The following is a 15,925-nucleotide window of genomic DNA, read 5'->3' as shown; positions in this document are numbered from 1 at the left end:
GGCTCGCGCACCGGACGTACGCGTGCCCCGGGAGTGTGCGTGCGGCGCTACAGGCGCTCGACGATCGTGGCGATGCCCATTCCGCCGCCCACGCAGAGCGTGACGAGGCCGTACCGCTTGTCCTGGCGCTCCAGTTCGTCGATGACGGTGCCGAGGATCATCGCGCCCGTCGCGCCGAGCGGGTGGCCCAGAGCGATCGCGCCACCGTTGACGTTGATCTTGTCCAGCGGGAGGTCCAGATCACGGGCGAAGCGCAGCACGACACCGGCGAACGCCTCGTTGATCTCGACGAGATCGATGTCGTCGATCGTCAGTCCGGCCTTGGCGAGCGCCTTGCGGGTGGCGGGCGCGGGGCCGGTGAGCATGATGGTCGGCTCGGAGCCGGAGACCGCGGCCGAGACGATGCGGGCGCGCGGGGTCAGGCCGTAGCGCTCGCCGACCTCCTTCGTGCCGATCGCGACGAGCGCCGCTCCGTCGACGATGCCGGAGGAGTTGCCCGCGTGGTGGACGTGGTCGATCTTCTCCACCCAGTGGTACTTCTGCAGCGCCACGGCGTCGAAGCCGCCCATGTCGCCGATGCCCGCGAAGGAGGGCTTGAGCGCGGCGAGGCTGTCGGCGGTGGTGCCGGGGCGCATGTGCTCGTCGTGGTCGAGGACGACGAGGCCGTTGCGGTCGCGGACCGGGACCACGGACCTCTCGAAGCGGCCGTCCTTCCATGCCGCGGCGGCACGCTCCTGGGAGAGGGAGGCGTACTCGTCGACATCGCGCCGGGAGAAGCCCTCGATGGTGGCGATGAGGTCGGCGCCGATGCCCTGCGGGACGAATCCGGTGTCGTAGTTGGTCATCGGGTCGGCGAACCAGGCGCCGCCGTCGGAGGCCATCGGCACCCGCGACATCGACTCGACGCCACCGGCGAGGACCAGGTCCTCCCAGCCCGAACGGACCTTCATCGCCGCCATGTTGACGGCTTCGAGACCCGAGGCACAGAAGCGGTTCTCCTGTACGCCGGCGACGGTGTCGGGCAGTCCGGCCGCGATGGCCGCGATACGGGCGATGTCGGAGCCCTGGTCGCCGACCGGTCCGACGACGCCGAGCACGATGTCGTCGACGGCCGCCGGGTCGAGGCCGGGGAAGCGGCTGCGCAGTTCATGGATCAGGCCGACGACGAGGTCGATCGGCTTGGTCCCGTGCAGGGCGCCATTGGCCTTGCCGCGCCCGCGCGGGGTGCGGATCGCGTCGTACACATACGCTTCGGTACTCAAGACAGCAGCCTTTCCATAAGTGTCAGCCGAGAAGAGAACGGCCGATGATTTCCTTCATAATCTCGGTCGTACCGCCGTAGATCGTCTGGATACGGCCGTCCGTGAATGCCCTGGCGACGCGGTATTCGGTCATATAGCCGTAGCCGCCGTGCAGTTGGAGACAGCGGTCGGCGACCCGCTTCTGGAGTTCGGTGGCCCACCACTTGGCCATCGAGGCATGGACCGCGTCGAGTTCCCCGTTCGAGTGATCCACGATGCAGCGGTCGAGGAAGGCACGGGTCACGGCGCATTCCGTGGCCATTTCGGCGATCTCGAAGCGAATGTGCTGAAGCTTGGAGAGCGGCCGCCCGAAGGCCTCCCGCTCCTTGACGTACTGCGTGGTGATCTCCAGGAGATATTCGGCGGCGGCGATTCCGGCGACCGCGATACCCATCCGCTCCTGCGCGAGATTGGTCATCAGATGGATGAAGGCGCCGTTGAGTTCCCCGAGCAGATTCTCTTTGGGGACGCGTACGTCGTTGAAGAACAGCTCTGCCGTGTCCTGGGACTTCTGGCCGATCTTGTCGAGATTGCGGCCGCGCTCGAAGCCTTCCGCGCCGCGCTCGACGACCAGCAGCGAGAGGCCCTTGGCCCCGCCCTCGGGCGTGGTCTTCGCGACGACGATCACCAGGTCGGCGAGGATTCCGTTGGAGATGAAGGTCTTGGAGCCGTTGAGGACCCAGTGGTCTCCGCGGTCCTCGGCGCTGGTGCGGATGCCCTGGAGGTCGGAGCCCGCGCCCGGTTCGGTCATCGCGATGGCGGTGATGATCTCACCGCTGCAGAAACCGGGCAGCCAGCGCCGCTTCTGCTCCTCGGTGGCGAGCCCGGTGAGGTACGGGCCGATGATGTCGTTGTGCAGCCCGAGGGCGAGTCCGGCCGCGCCCGCGCGCGTGAACTCCTCCGCCAGGACGGCGCTGTAGCGGAAGTCTGTGTTCCCGCCGCCTCCGTACTCCTCGGGCACGGCCAGACCGAGCAGCCCCTGCCTCCCCGCCGCCAGCCAGGCCTCGCGGCTGACGATGCCGTCCTTCTCCCACTGCTCGTAGTGCGGAAGGACCTCCTTGGCGAGGAAGGTGCGCACGGTCTCGCGGAAGGCCTCGTGCTCGGCGGTGAAGATCTGGCGCTTCAACGGTCCTCCTTGGTGAGGCCGGGCAGGTCCTCTTCGGTGAGCCCGGGCAGGTCCCAGTCGCGTGCCACCTCGGCGGTGTCGGCGCCCGGCTGGGCGGGTCCCCGGTACACGGAGCCGGGCGTGGCGGAGAAGCGGGGCGCGGGTGCGGGCTGGGTGATTCCGCTGTGGTCGACGAAGGTTCCGCGGGCCGCGAGATGGGGGTGCGAGGGAGCTTCGCGCAGCGAGAGCACCGGTGCGACGCAGGCGTCCGAGCCCTCGAAGACGGCCGTCCACTCCTCGCGGGTCCTGGTCTTGAAGCGGGCGGCGACGGCGGCGCGCAGTTCGCCCCAGCGGGCGAAGTCCTTACGGGCCGGGGCCTCGTCCTTGATGCCCAGCAGTTCGATGAACTCGTTGTAGAACTGCTGCTCCAGCGCCCCGACGGCCATGTACTGGCCGTCCGCGGTCTCGTAGTTCCCGTAGAAGGGGCAGCCGCCGTCGAGGAGGTTCGCCCCGCGCCGGTCCTGCCAGCCGCCGGCCGCCATCATGCCGTGGATCATCGTCGCGAGATGGGCGGCCCCGTCGACGATCGCCGCGTCCACGACCTGGCCCGAGCCGCCTTCGGTCCGGGCGTGCTGCAGGGCCGCGAGGACTCCGACGACGAGATAGAGCGAGCCCCCCGCGTAATCGCCGACGAGATTGGCCGGGACGGTGGGCGGCTCGTCGGGCTTGCCGATCAGGCCGAGGGTGCCGGTGACGGCGATGTACGCGATGTCGTGCCCGGCCCGCTGGGCGAGCGGTCCCTCCTGGCCCCAGCCGGTCATCCGCCCGTAGACCAGCCGCGGATTGCGCTCCAGGCACTCCTGGGGTCCGACGCCGAGCCGCTCGGCGACGCCGGGCCGGTAGCCCTCGATCAGTACGTCGGCCCGCTCGACCAGGTCGAGGACCCGGGCGGGGCCGTCGTCGGCCTTGAGATCGACGAGTACGGAGCGCTTGTTGCGGTTGGTGAGGTCGTACGCCGGATCGATCGCGAGCCCCGAGCCGCCGGGCCGGTCGACCCGTACGACATCGGCGCCCAGATCGGCCAGGAGCATGGCGGCGAACGGACCGGGCCCGATGCCCGCCAGTTCGACCACACGCACCCCGGCGAGCGGGCCGTTCCCCGTCGCTGCCATCGAGCCCCCAGCCCTGCCTGTGACACAACTGATGTAACACCGATGATGGTAAGAACGCGTTCCACCCGGCACAAGGGTCTGGGCCGAGCAAGCGCTTAGAACCGGCCGCAGCCTACACGCGGATTCCGACCGAAATCATGGCTTTCCGGCCCATGCTGTCAGGGTAGGCGGGTCACTCAGCGCGCCGGGGCGCCTCTCTCCCTCATCTGGCCCGCCGCCGTGCTGACCGCCGTCGACACCTCGTCGGCGCGCGAGAGTCCGGGGGCCAGCCAGTGGTAGGTGCCGACCGCCATGACTCTGGTCCGTGAGCCGTCCGTCCGCCGGATCTCCACCGCGCCGTGCCCCGGCGCGGCGGAAGCGACCTCCGCCAGCGGAATGTGCCGGTCGGTGGCCAGATTGCGGACCACGACCTCGCTGTCGGTCAGGGACACCCGGCGGTTGAAGGCGAGCAGCAGCAGATAGGCCGAGCAGACGATCACCACCCCCGCCATGCCGTACAGCTGGCCCGCCCCCTCGTCGGCGGTCGCGGCGAGCGCCACCAGTGCGGCGCCGGCGACGAGCCCGCACACCGCGAGCGCGGTGTGGAACCACCGCACCAGGCGATGGGGACGCCATGTACGCATGTCTTCACGCTAGATCCGGCCCCGTGGCCCGGCATGTTACCGATGGGAAACGCATCTTCTTCCCAGGCCCGTTCGCACGCTAGCCTCAGCCACCGACATGACCGCGGGGGCAACGGCGGAGGGGCCATTGAACAGGCAGAACGGGACCGATCGCGCACAGCGCCCGTACGACATAGTGCTCTTCGGGGCGACGGGCTTCGTCGGCGCGCTCACCGCGGAGTACCTCGCGGCGCACGCGCCCGAAGGCTGCCGCTGGGCCGTCGCGGGCCGCAGCCGGCAGAAGCTGGAGCAACTGCGTGAGCGTCTTGCCGCCAGGCATCCCGGCTGTGCCGGGCTGCCGCTGATCGAGGCGGACGTGAATGATCCCGAAGCACTTCGCCAACTCGCCGAGTCCGCCCGTGTGGTGGCCACGACGGTCGGCCCCTACCTGCTGTACGGCGAGGCGCTGGTCGCCGCGTGCGCGGAGGCCGGGACCGACTATGTCGACCTGACCGGCGAGCCCGAGTTCGTGGACCTGATGTACGTACGCCATGACGCGCGGGCCAGGGAGACCGGGGCCCGGCTGATCCACGCCTGCGGCTTCGACTCGGTCCCGCACGACCTGGGCGCGTACTTCACCGTCCAGCAGCTCCCCGAGGGCGTGCCGCTGCGCGTCGACGGGTTCGTACGCTCCAACGCCACCTTCTCCGGCGGGACTCTCGCCTCCGCGCTGAACGCCATGGGCCGCGGGCGGCAGATGCTGCGGGCCGCGCACGAGCGGCGGCTGCACGAGCCGCGGCTGGTGGGACGGCGGGCCCGGGCTCCGCTCGGCTCGCCGCGGTTCAGCCGTGAGACGGGGGCCTGGGCGCTGCCGCTGCCGACGGTCGACGCGCAGATCATCGCGCGCTCGGCGCGGTCGCTGAAGCGGTACGGCCCGGACTTCCGGTATCGGCACTACGCGGCGGTCCGCACCCTGCCGATGGCGGCGGGCGGTGCGGCGGCCGTCGGCACGCTCTTCGCGCTGGCCCAACTGCCGCCCGCCCGGCGCTGGTTGTCGGAGCGGATCAAGCCCGGCGAGGGTCCGGACGAGCAGCGTCGGGCGAAGAGCTGGTTCTCGGTACGTTTCGTGGGCGAGGGCGGTGGCCGCACGGTGTTCACGGAGGTGTCGGGCGGCGATCCGGGCTACGGCGAGACGGCGAAGATGCTCGCCGAGTCGATGTTGTGCCTGGCCCACGACCAACTGCCTGACACCTCGGGGCAGGTGACCACGGCGGTGGCGATGGGTGATGCGCTGCTGGAGCGGCTTCAGGCGGCGGGCATCCGCTTCCGGGTGGCCGCCACGCGCTGAGACCGGAGCGTGGCGATCACGACCCGCCGGTGATCTCCGCGAGTGCGCGCCTGCACAGGCGGTCGGCCAGCCGCGTCGATTCGGGGAGCCGGTAGCGGGACGCGAGGTGGAGCGTGTGCGCGCAGGCGTTGTCGAGCGTCGTGCGGTGGCCGACGGAGACGAAGACCGGCTTGACGTCGTCCTGGGTGCGCAGCGCCCGGCCGACCTCCTCGCCGTCGTCGGCCCGCAGGGCGGCGAAGTCGCCGCGCTGCGGGCCCAGTTCGCCGTAGCTGAAGACGAAGGGGTTCTTGGCGACGCCGATCACGGGCAGCCCGGTCAGCACTCCGAGATGCGAGGCGAGCCCGAAACGGCGGGGATGCGCCCGGCCGTAGCCGTCGCAGACGACAAGGCCGGGATCCGACGTCAGGGATTCCAGTACGGCGAGCACGGTCGGGATCTCCCGGAAGGCCAGCAGCCCGGGGACGTAGGGGAAGGCCACCCGCCCGACCGCCGTGGCCTCCTCGACGACGGCGAGCGTCGCCGCGTCCAGGACGACGGCCGCCGCGGCCACGACGTCGCGGTCGTCGTCGTAGGCGACATCGACGCCCGTCACCAGGCCGGTGGCGGGCGGCGGCCCCGGCTCGTCCAGGACGACGCGCGTGCGCAGTTCGTCCTGGACGGCAAGGGCCGCGGCGTCGTCGGCAGGCCAGTGCGGGGGCGTCTCGATGATCTTCATGGTGATGCCCAGCCTACGACCCGGACGGATCGGTGCCAGGGGATCTCGGCCTGCCGGTGGCCGTCGCACCGAGTCGCGTAGCCTGACGATCATGTTCGTACTGGAATTGACCTACACCGCACCCCTTGAGCGCGTCGACGAACTCCTCGACGCGCATGTGGCCTGGCTGGACGCGCTGTACGAGGAGGGCGTGTTCCTCGCGTCGGGACGCAAGAATCCCCGCGACGGCGGGGTGATCCTGGCCGTGGGGGACGACCGCGCGACGATCGAGAAGACCGTGGCGGCCGACCCCTTCGCGGTGGGCGGCGTGTGCGAGTACCGGATCACGGAGTTCATCGCGACGAAGACCGCGCCCGAACTCGCCCCGTACCGGCAGCAGTTGCCCTCCTGACGCGATCGCCGAGCGCGGCTCAGAACTCCAGCCGTGCCACGCGGCCCTTCTCGCCCGAGGCCCAGCAGCCGAAGTCGGCGGTGCAGTCGACGGTGTCGTACGAACCGGTGTCGACCGTGCGCCAGCTGCGGCCGCCGTCCAGGGTCAGATCGGTCCCGGTCGGGCCCACGGCGAGCGCCGCCGAGCGGCTGTGCGGGAGCCAGGTCACGCCCGAGCGGTAGGCGGGCGGCGGTGTCTTCGCCTGCTGCCAGCTGCGGCCGCCGTCACCGCTGACCGCCCCGGCGCTCGGGGATGCCTGGTCGGGGCGGTAGTCACCGCCGACGGCGATGCCGTGGGCACGGTCGCGGAAGGCGAGCGCGAAGACTCCGCGGGCCGGGTCCCCCGCCGGGATGGTCGCATCGGCGACGGTCCAGTGCAGGCCGCGGTCGGCGGAGTGCAGCACGCGCGCGGTCGCGCCACCGCCGGTCGCCAGCCATACGTCCTGGCGTCCCGAGCTGACCAGGCACTGGCCGCTCGCCGCGAAGGCCGCCTCGCCCGGCAGTGCGTCAGGCATCCCGGCGCTCGGCAGCACCTTCCACGACTTTCCGCCGTCGCCGGTCGACAGGATGCGGTACTTGCCGTCCACTGGATCGCTCATCGCGAGGCCGTGGCGGCTGTCGAAGAAGGTGATGCAGTCGTAGAAGGCCTTCGGGTCGGGGTTGCGGAAGGACTCGGTCCAGCTCGCGCCGCCGTCGTCGGTGCGGAAGACCCGGGAGGCTTCCCCCTCGCCGATGGCCAGCACCACGGCCCGCCTGCCGTCGAAGGCCTCGATGTCGCGGAACTCCAGCCCGCCCGCCCCCGGCGGGGAGACGTTCAGCCAGCTCCGCCCGCCGTCCGCGGTGCGCAGGACCGTGCCCTTGGAGCCCGCCACCCAGGCGGTCCGGCGGCTGACGGCCGCCAGGCCCCGGAACCGTACGTCGGTGCCGGTGTTCTTCAGGCTCCAGGCGGGACCACCCGTCTCGGCCGCTTTCTCCCCGGCCGCGCCGCCGGTCTGCTGGGCCGCCTGTGCCGGTGCGGCCAGCGCGGCGGCGACCGCCGCGGCACACAGCCCCACCGACACCATTCGTCTCGTCTTCCCCTTGGACGTCATGGCGCTGGAAGCTAGCCCACGGGCCTGAGCCCGTCCAGGGTGCGTTCCGGCGGCGCTTAGGTCGTCAAAGTCCCGTTTGCCGGGCGGTGACACAGGTCACTCTGCTTTCCGATGCACGGATTCCGTCGTTCCGACGTCTCTGACGGTGTCAGCGAGACGTCAGCGAGCCGCGCACGAAGGAGCAGGCCTTGTCCACCGTCATCGAGCAGGCCGTGCAGGCCCGCCTGGTCGCCTCGGCGCCCCAGATGGAGTCTGTTCCGGCCACGCTGCGTTACGACCGCGAGGATCCCTTCGCCGTACGTATGGCCTTCCCGCCGCCCGCGACGCTGGAGGGCAACGAGGTGTCGTGGGCGTTCTCGCGCGAGCTGCTCGCGGCGGGCATCGACGGACCGGCCGGCGTCGGCGACGTACGCGTCAGGCCCTTCGGCTACGACCGTACGGTCCTGGAGTTCCACGCCCCGGAGGGCGTCGCGATGGTGCACATCCGCACCAGCGAGGTGCGCCGTTTCCTCAAGCGCGTCCAGGGCATGGTCCCCACCGGCCGTGAGCACCTCTATCTCGATCTCGACCACAATCTGGCCGAGCTGCTGCGCGACGCCTGCTGACGCCTTCCCTGATATTCCGTTGACGGCCACCCGGCACCTTCCTACGGTGTACAGCGGTTCTGTTGCCGTTGAATAGGAGAAGGACGTTGCTCGTCTGAGGTCTTGAGACACCGTGCGTCGCAGCTGCTTCGGTCAAGCTGCGCGCTTCGTGTGCGACCTCGGCATTCGAGCCGTCCTCCCCCGGCCGGGACCTCTTCCGTCCCTGTGTCCCCCGGCGGCCGTCGCCCGCGCCGCGGTGTCTCCACCCGTTGCCCCAACCCCTTCTTCACGCAACCGGGAGACCCGTATGTCTACTGCCCCCGCGCACATCACCTGCTCCTCGCTCACCTTCGCCTGGCCGGACGGCACCGGCGTCTTCGACGACTTCCATCTGGCGGTCGGCCCGGGCAGAACCGGGCTGATCGGCCTCAACGGATCAGGAAAATCAACGCTGTTGAAGCTGATCGCCGCCGAACTGGCGCCGACGGAGGGATCGGTCCGCACCACCGGCGAGGTCGGCTGTCTCGCGCAGAACCTCGTCCTCGACACGGCGCTGCGGGTGGACGAGGCGCTGGGCATCGCCCGCACGCGCGCCGCGCTGCACGCCATCGAGGCGGGCGACGCGAGCGAGGAGCACTTCACGGCGGTCGGCGACGACTGGGACGTGGAGGAGCGGGCACGCGCCACCCTCGACCAGCTCGGGCTCGGCCACATCGGGCTGGAGCGCACCATCGGTGAAGTGTCGGGCGGCGAGGGCGTCCTGCTGCGGCTGGCGGCTCTGCTGCTGGCCAGGCCCGGCGTCCTGCTGCTCGACGAGCCGACCAACAACCTCGATCTGTACGCGCGCCGACGGCTGTACGAGGCGGTCGCCTCCTGGTCCGGCGTGATGGTCGTGGTCAGCCACGACCGCGAACTGCTGGAGCTGGTCGACCAGATCGCCGATCTGCGCGACGGGGAGGTGAGGTGGTACGGCGGAAACTTCTCCGCGTACGAGGAGGCGCTCGCCGTCGAACAGGATGCCGCGGAGCGGATGGTGCGCGTCGCCGAGTCGGATCTGCGCAAGCAGAAGCGCGATCTGGCCGAAGCGCACATGAAGTTGGCGCGCCGCAAGCGGTTCGGACAGAAGAGCTACGACAACCAGCGCGTGCCGAAGATCATCGCCAATGCCCGCAAGGCCGAGGCCCAGGTCTCGGCGGGCAAGCATCGCATCCTGCACGAGGAGAAGCTCGCCGAGGCCAGGGAACGGCTCGACGAGGCCGTGGACGCGGTGCGCGACGACGACGAGATCCGCATCGAGCTGCCGTTCACCAAGGTCCATCCGGGCCAGGGCGTGCTGCGCCTGAGCGAGCTGCGGCTGCGCTACGGAGCCGAGGTGAAGGGAGAGTTCGAGATCCGCGGCCCCGAGCGGATCGCGCTGGTGGGACGCAACGGAGCGGGCAAGACGACACTGCTGCGTACGATCGCCGGCGAGCTGGAGCCGCTCGCGGGTGAGGCCGTGGCGGAGGTCCCGCTGCGGTTTCTGCCGCAGCGGCTCGATGTGCTGGACGACGAGCTGAGCGTGGTGGAGAACGTGGCGCGGTTCGCGCCGGAGGCCACCAACAACCGGATCAGGGCGCGGCTGGCCCGCTTTCTCTTCCGGGGCGCGCGGGCCGACCGGCCGGCCGGGACGCTCTCGGGCGGGGAGCGGTTCCGCGCCGCGCTCGCCGCGCTGCTGCTCGCCGATCCGGCGCCGCAGCTGCTGATGCTCGACGAGCCGACGAACAATCTGGACATGGCGAGCGTCCGGAAGCTCACGGCGGCTCTGGAGTCGTACGAGGGAGCGCTGATCGTGGCGAGTCACGATGTGCCGTTCCTGGAATCGATCGGCATCACACGCCGACTGCTGCTGGAGGGCGAACTGCGCGAGATCACGGCGGACGAGGTACGGGAGGGGTGCCGGCTCGCTGACAGGGCCCCAGGGCACCCGCCGCGAGGCACAGCGCCACGGGTGCCGCACCTCCCCTTGCGCGACGTCCCCAAACGCGGCCCGTCAGGGATTCCATCGGCCGAGCATGGCGGGACATGATGGGCGCCACCAGACCCGTAACCCCTGGAGAACCCCTCGTGCCCAGCAGGAAAGCACTGATCCGCCGCCCCAGCCCGCGTCTTGCCGAGGGCCTGGTCACCCATATCGAACGCTCACCGGTCGACGCCGCGCTGGCGCTGGAGCAATGGGAGACGTACGCCGAGACCTTGCGCGAGCACGGCTGGGAGACCGTCGAGACGGAACCGGCCGACGACTGCCCGGACGGTGTGTTCATCGAGGACACGGTGGTGATCTTCCGCAATGTCGCGCTGATCGCCCGCCCGGGGGCCGAGTCCCGCAGGCCGGAGACGGCGGCCGTCGAGGAGACCGTCGCCCGCCTCGGCTGCTCGGTGAACTGGGTGTGGGAGCCGGGCACGCTCGACGGCGGCGATGTGCTCAAGGTCGGCGACACGATCTACGTGGGCCGCGGCGGCCGTACGAACGCGGCGGGCGTGCAGCAGCTGCGCGCCGCCTTCGAGCCGCTGGGCGCCCGGATCGTGGCGGTGCCGGTGACCAAGGTGCTGCATCTGAAATCGGCGGTGACCGCGCTGCCGGACTCGACCGTCATCGGCTACCCGCCGCTGGTGGACACCCCGACCGTCTTCCCGCGCCATCTGCCCGTGCCGGAGGAGTCGGGGGCGCATGTGGTGCTGCTGGGCGGCGGGAAGCTGCTGATGGCGGCGAGCGCGCCGAAGACGGCCGAGCTGTTCACGGATCTCGGATACCAGCCCGTGATGGTCGACATCAGCGAGTTCGAGAAGCTCGAAGGCTGCGTCACCTGCCTCTCCGTACGTGTACGTGACCTGTACGCATAACGGAATGTAACCGGACATCTGTCATCCGGGCTTGGCCAGGGGCTTACTGCGGCTTTAACCTACGGTCTCGTAACCTACGAATACGTAGGTAACTCTCCCGTCCCCCAGGAGCACCCGTGACGATCACCTCTCCCCACCTCGGCAGTTCGGAAGCGTGGAGCGACGCCCGACTGCTGTTCGCGCTGGAAGAGGTGGTGGAGAAGGAACTCAACCGCCATCTCAAGGTCGCCAAGGACTGGATGCCGCACGAGTACGTCCCGTTCAGCGACGGCCGCAACTTCCCCGGCTACTTCGAGGACGGCCAGGCCTGGGAGCCCGAGCAGTCCAAGGTCACCGACATCGGCAGGATCGCGCTGGTGGTGAACCTGCTGACCGAGGACAACCTCCCCAGCTACCACCACGAGATCGCCTCCCTCTTCGGCCGCGACGGCGCCTGGGGCACCTGGGTGCACCGCTGGACCGCGGAAGAGGGCCGGCACGGCATCGTGATGCGCGACTACCTGCTCACCTCGCGTGCCGTCGACCCGGACAAGCTGGAGCAGTTCCGGATGGCGCACATGGCGGAGGGCTTCGAGTCCGACAACCGCCACTCGATGCTGCACTCCGTGGCGTACGTCGCCTTCCAGGAGCTCGCCACGCGCGTCTCGCACCGCAACACCGGCCATCAGTCCGGCGACCCGGTCTGCGACCGGATGCTGGCGCGGATCGCGACCGACGAGAACCTGCACATGGTCTTCTACCGCAACCTGCTGGGCGCGGCCTTCGAGCTCGCCCCCGATCTGACCATGCAGGCCGTGCGCGACGTCGTCGTCAACTTCCGGATGCCCGGACACGGCATGCCCGGCTTCGAGCGGGCCGCCGCGCAGATGGCGATCGGCGAGATCTACAACATGCGCATCCACCACGACGACGTGCTGCAGCCGGTGCTGCGCTTCCTCAAGGTGCTCGACATCGACGGTCTGGGCCCTGAGGGTCTGAAGGCGCAGGAGGAGCTCGGCCTCTATATGGGCGGGCTGGACTCCGAGGCGACGAAGTTCGACGAGAAGCTCGCGGCACGCAAGGCGCGGATGGCGGCGCGCGCGGCGGGCTGAGTCCCGCCGCGTTCGGGCGGCCGGCTCACCAGTCGGCCTCCTCGTAGTCCTTCAGAAAGACACCGGCGACCGGTGCGCCCGCCTCACCGCGCACGATCGGGTCGTAGACACGGGCCGCTCCGTCCACGATGTCGAGCGGCGTCCGTATCCCGGCGGCAGCGATGCGCGCCTTGCGCGGCGCGGGATTCTCGTCCGTGATCCACCCGGTGTCGACACTGCACATATGGACCCCCTGGGCGGCGAGCCCGGCCGCGCTCGTGCGGGTGAGCATGTTGAGCGCGGCTTTCGCCATGTTGGTGTGGGGATGGCCGGGCGTCTTGTTGCGTACGGCGAACCTGCCCTCCACGGCAGACACGTTGACGATGTAGCGGCGCGGCCGGGGTGAGGCCAGGAGCAGCGGGAGCAGCCGGTCGGCAAGCAGCGCGGGGGCGAGAGCGTTGACGAGCTGGGTCTCCAGGAGCTCGGCAGGGTCAAGGTCACCGAGCCGGGCGGACCAGGAATTGGCCGGAGAGAGGTCGGGGAGCAGCCCGGCCTCGTCCACCTCGCCGAGTACGAGCGCCAGGCCGCGCGTCCCTTTTTCGAGGGCAGCCATGGGCGCGTAGCCGGGCGCGGCCAGCACGCCGGGTGGCAGCGCGCCGCTCTCCCCGGCCGCGAGCAGGGCGTACGACTCGGGCGGCCGCCGGATGGTCTGCGCGGCGTTGTTGACGAGAATGTCGAGCGGCTCCCCGTCCGCGCGCAATCGCTCGCACAGCCCGAGTACCTGGCGCGGGTCGCGCAGGTCGACGGCGACAACCGTCAGCCGGTCCAGCCACTGCCGACTGCCCTCGACCGCGGCGAACCGGCGCAGGGTGTCCTGCGGGAAGCGGCTGGTGACGAGGAGCTCGGCGCCGTCGCGGAGCATCATCAGCGCGAGCTGGAATCCGATCTTCACGCGCCCGCCGGTGAGCAGGACGCGCCGTCCCGAAAGGTCGGTGGACAGGGCGCGGCGCGCGGTGTTGTCGGCGGCGCATCCCGGGCACAGCCGGTGGTAGAACCCGTCGGTCCGCCGATAGAGCGCTTTGCAGACATAGCAGTGCCGGGGCCGCAGGAAGACACCCGCACGTCCCTTGCCGGTCAGCGCCGCGTCCTCACGCCGGTCGAGCGCACCGGTGGCGGTGCCCGCCGTGACGGCGGCGTCCGCGTCGCTCTCCACGCGCCTGCGCGCCTTGCGTCGCTTGTTGCGGCTCTCGCGCGCGAAGGAGGCGGCGATCTCCTCGCCCCGGATACGCAGGGGATCGGCCATCGGCAGAGCCCGCAGCCTGCGGACGGTGCGCTCGAAAGCCGCCAGTTCGTCGTGAGTGACCGTGTCGTCCATGTGCGCTGCGCCCCCGTTGTTTCCGGGCGATCCTAATGACCGGGCACGGGGTCAGCATCCGGATATCCCACGGTGTTTGTCGCATGCGCTGGGTCAGCTCACTGAGGCAATCGAGTCGGCGGGGCGCGCCGTCCCCGAAGGCACCCCCCGAGGACGACGCGCTCGCGCCCGCCATAGGGTCAGCCCTGGTTTCGCTTGAGGCGGTACCGCTCCTTCTCGGACAGCCCGCCCCACACCCCAAACCTCTCGTCATGCGCCAGCGCGTACTCCAGGCACGGCACCCGTCCCTCGCACGCCCCGCACAGCTGCTTCGCCTCCCGCGTCGACGAGCCGGGCGCCGGGAAGAAGAATTCCGGGCCCGCCTGGGCGCACAGCGCGTTCTCCTGCCAGGAGAGTTCCTGGTCCGTGGTGGTGTTGATCGGCATGCGGCACACATTCCCCCGCCGCGATAAACACCGCATCAACGAAGCATCAACGTCCCAACGGGCACCACCCCGGCGACGGGCCATCCCGCGCGCGTCACCACGAAGACGGCCGGCTCAGTCGTCCTGCTGCACGCCCTGCATCACTGCGAACCGCGCCCCCGCCGGGTCCGACAGTTTCGCGAAGCGGCCGACGCCTTCCATGTCGACCGGGGCCATCCGGACCGTGCCGCCCAGTCGTTCAGCCGTGGCCACCGCCGCGTCGCAGTCCGTCACTTCGAAGTAGGGCAACCAGTAGGGGCCCTCCGTCTCGACCGGGTCCGCGGCCAGCGGGACGATGCCGCCGAACATCGCTTCGGCGCCCGCGCCCGCCGGGTTGATCATCGTGTACGAGCCCGTGCCGTCCGGCAGCGGCATCGTGGACGTCTCCCAGCCGAACACGCCCTGGTAGAAGCCGAGGCCCGCGCCCGGGTCCTCGGTGTACAGCTCGGCCCAGCACAGCGTGTTGGGGTCGTTGACGGCCTCCAGGCCCTTGGTCTGGCCCGGCTGCCAGGTCGCGAAGGCCGCGCCCGCGGGGTCGGAGAAGACCGCCATGCGGCCGAGTTCGAAAACGTCCATCGGCTCGAACAGGACCGCGCCGCCGCCCGCCTGGACCGCTTTGGCCGTGGCGTCGGCGTCGAGCGACTGGAAGTAGAGGGTCCAGCCCGCTCCGCCCTGTTCGGGGGTGACCGTCATGGCGCCCGTGACGGTCTTGCCGCCCAGCTGGTACATGCCGTAGCCGCCGGCGTCGGGACCCGCGGACTGGAAGGTCCAGCCGAACAGTCCGCCGTAGAAGGCGGTCGCCGCGTCGAGGTCGGGGGTGCCCAGGTCGATCCAGTTCGGGGAGCCCGTGACAAAGCGGGTGCTGAGCATGGTGCGCTCCTTCGAGGTGATCCCGTCGTCCTGCCCTGCCCTGCCGAGTCTGCTACCGATCCCCCGGGCCCGCACTCAGGCGGCGTTCGTCACGAAGCGGTCGAGCAGCGCGGCCAGGCCGGCGGCCAGCCCCTCCGGTCCGCCGTGTTCGGCGAGAGCGGGCGCGGTCTTGCGAAGCAGGGGAAGTTCCTGGACCGGCATGCGGTGCAGCCCGAGCCGGAACGCGGGGTCGGACTCTTCGGGGTTGTCGACCATGGCTCGCAGCTCCACGAAGATGTAGCCGAGCACCCAGCTGGTGAACGCCCGGAAGGCCATCGAGGCCTTTTCCTCATCGAGTCCGGCCTGTTCCAGCAGCTCCAGTACGCGCTCGTGGTCCATGAGGACCGCCAGCGGGCGACGGGCAAGCGGGACCGCCAGCATGCGGGTGGCCAGGAGGGGGACCACCTGCGGGTGGGCAAGGGCGACCTGGTAGGTAGCCTGGGCGATCCGGTGCAGCTCGGTGCGCCATTCCGGCCCGTCGGCCAAGGAGCCCGCGCCCGTGGCCACCGCGTCGTCCTGGCCGCCGGCCGCGTCGTCATCCAGGTATTCCTGCAGCTCGATGAAGAGGGCCTCGACCAAACCGTCCAGGAGTGCGTCCTTGCTGGGCGCGTACCGGTACAGGGCCATGGCCTCCACGCCGAGCTCGGCTCCCACCCTGCGCATGCTCAGCGCCGAGAGCCCTTCGCGGTCCACCAGCTCCAGAGCGGTGGCCAGTACGCGTTCCCGGCTCAGCCGCCCGTAGTGGCCGCGATCGCCGGACCGTCGGCCGCCCTCCTTCCCCCCGGGCTCGGCGCCCTTGCCCTTCTTCGCCATGTCGTCCCTCCAGTCGCCTGAGCAAGCCGCCTTGGCCTCCCTCTTGACCGTAGACGCAAAAGGGACA

General features: G+C 70.5%; 16 protein-coding genes. 6 read left to right on the top strand and 10 right to left on the bottom strand.

Annotated features, from left to right (window positions below; genetic code table 11):
- Window positions 1-47: 47 nt before the first annotated feature.
- The 4 genes from OG741_RS32920 to OG741_RS32905 all read right to left on the bottom strand — a co-directional run bounded on the left by OG741_RS32920 (window position 48) and on the right by OG741_RS32905 (window position 4,201).
- Complete coding sequence (locus OG741_RS32920) at window positions 48-1,262, bottom strand: acetyl-CoA C-acetyltransferase (RefSeq protein ID WP_405603766.1); 1,215 nt, start codon at window positions 1,260-1,262, stop codon at window positions 48-50.
- Between the two features lie 22 nt (window positions 1,263-1,284).
- Complete coding sequence (locus tag OG741_RS32915) at window positions 1,285-2,427, bottom strand: acyl-CoA dehydrogenase family protein (protein ID WP_405603764.1); 1,143 nt, start codon at window positions 2,425-2,427, stop codon at window positions 1,285-1,287.
- On the bottom strand, window positions 2,424-3,578 hold the full coding sequence (locus OG741_RS32910; RefSeq protein WP_405603762.1) for a CaiB/BaiF CoA transferase family protein: 1,155 nt from the start codon (window positions 3,576-3,578) through the stop codon (window positions 2,424-2,426). Before OG741_RS32910 ends, OG741_RS32915 begins: the two co-directional genes overlap by 4 nt.
- Window positions 3,579-3,754: 176 nt before the next feature.
- Window positions 3,755-4,201, bottom strand: coding sequence for a hypothetical protein (locus OG741_RS32905; protein ID WP_405603760.1), 447 nt, complete (start codon window positions 4,199-4,201; stop codon window positions 3,755-3,757).
- Between the two features lie 127 nt (window positions 4,202-4,328).
- Here OG741_RS32905 and OG741_RS32900 point away from each other — a divergent pair, with 127 nt between their 5' ends.
- Window positions 4,329-5,528, top strand: a complete 1,200-nt coding sequence (locus OG741_RS32900; RefSeq protein ID WP_405603758.1) for a saccharopine dehydrogenase family protein — start codon at window positions 4,329-4,331, stop codon at window positions 5,526-5,528.
- A 16-nt stretch (window positions 5,529-5,544) separates the two neighbouring features.
- On the opposite strand, the gene OG741_RS32895 is transcribed toward OG741_RS32900, so the two are convergent.
- Window positions 5,545-6,243, bottom strand: a complete 699-nt coding sequence (locus OG741_RS32895; protein WP_405603756.1) for an endonuclease V — start codon at window positions 6,241-6,243, stop codon at window positions 5,545-5,547.
- Between the two features lie 91 nt (window positions 6,244-6,334).
- Here OG741_RS32895 and OG741_RS32890 point away from each other — a divergent pair, with 91 nt between their 5' ends.
- On the top strand, window positions 6,335-6,634 hold the full coding sequence (locus OG741_RS32890) for a YciI family protein (RefSeq protein ID WP_405603754.1): 300 nt from the start codon (window positions 6,335-6,337) through the stop codon (window positions 6,632-6,634).
- A 19-nt stretch (window positions 6,635-6,653) separates the two neighbouring features.
- On the opposite strand, the gene OG741_RS32885 is transcribed toward OG741_RS32890, so the two are convergent.
- Window positions 6,654-7,763, bottom strand: coding sequence for an oxidoreductase (locus OG741_RS32885; RefSeq protein WP_405603753.1), 1,110 nt, complete (start codon window positions 7,761-7,763; stop codon window positions 6,654-6,656).
- A 188-nt stretch (window positions 7,764-7,951) separates the two neighbouring features.
- Here OG741_RS32885 and OG741_RS32880 point away from each other — a divergent pair, with 188 nt between their 5' ends.
- The 4 genes from OG741_RS32880 (at window position 7,952) to OG741_RS32865 (ending at window position 12,318) form a co-directional block, all read left to right on the top strand.
- Entirely contained in the window at window positions 7,952-8,368 is a 417-nt protein-coding gene (locus OG741_RS32880; RefSeq protein WP_405603751.1) for an SsgA family sporulation/cell division regulator, read from the top strand.
- A gap of 286 nt (window positions 8,369-8,654) precedes the next feature.
- Window positions 8,655-10,412, top strand: coding sequence for an ABC-F family ATP-binding cassette domain-containing protein (locus OG741_RS32875; protein ID WP_405603750.1), 1,758 nt, complete (start codon window positions 8,655-8,657; stop codon window positions 10,410-10,412).
- Window positions 10,413-10,450: 38 nt separating this feature from the next.
- Entirely contained in the window at window positions 10,451-11,227 is a 777-nt protein-coding gene (gene ddaH / locus OG741_RS32870) for a dimethylargininase (RefSeq protein WP_266483437.1), read from the top strand.
- Between the two features lie 116 nt (window positions 11,228-11,343).
- Window positions 11,344-12,318: an acyl-ACP desaturase gene (locus tag OG741_RS32865; RefSeq protein ID WP_405603748.1), complete on the top strand. Its 975-nt coding sequence runs from the start codon at window positions 11,344-11,346 to the stop codon at window positions 12,316-12,318.
- Between the two features lie 25 nt (window positions 12,319-12,343).
- Here the strand turns inward: OG741_RS32865 and OG741_RS32860 are convergent, their stop codons facing one another.
- From OG741_RS32860 to OG741_RS32845, 4 genes are all read right to left on the bottom strand, one after another.
- The gene (locus tag OG741_RS32860; RefSeq protein WP_405603746.1) at window positions 12,344-13,672 is read right to left on the bottom strand and encodes an SDR family oxidoreductase; all 1,329 of its coding nucleotides are present in this window, start codon (window positions 13,670-13,672) and stop codon (window positions 12,344-12,346) included.
- Between the two features lie 179 nt (window positions 13,673-13,851).
- Window positions 13,852-14,097 (bottom strand): WhiB family transcriptional regulator, encoded by a 246-nt coding sequence (locus OG741_RS32855; protein WP_266483432.1) that lies wholly within the window; start codon window positions 14,095-14,097, stop codon window positions 13,852-13,854.
- A gap of 114 nt (window positions 14,098-14,211) precedes the next feature.
- Window positions 14,212-15,006, bottom strand: a complete 795-nt coding sequence (locus OG741_RS32850) for a VOC family protein (protein ID WP_405603744.1) — start codon at window positions 15,004-15,006, stop codon at window positions 14,212-14,214.
- Window positions 15,007-15,081: 75 nt separating this feature from the next.
- The gene (locus tag OG741_RS32845; RefSeq protein ID WP_405603743.1) at window positions 15,082-15,858 is read right to left on the bottom strand and encodes a TetR/AcrR family transcriptional regulator; all 777 of its coding nucleotides are present in this window, start codon (window positions 15,856-15,858) and stop codon (window positions 15,082-15,084) included.
- Window positions 15,859-15,925: the final 67 nt, after the last annotated feature.

The organism is Streptomyces sp. NBC_01410, from assembly GCF_045040195.1.
Lineage (GTDB): Bacteria > Actinomycetota > Actinomycetes > Streptomycetales > Streptomycetaceae > Streptomyces.
This window is presented reverse-complemented; position numbering and strand designations above follow the sequence as displayed.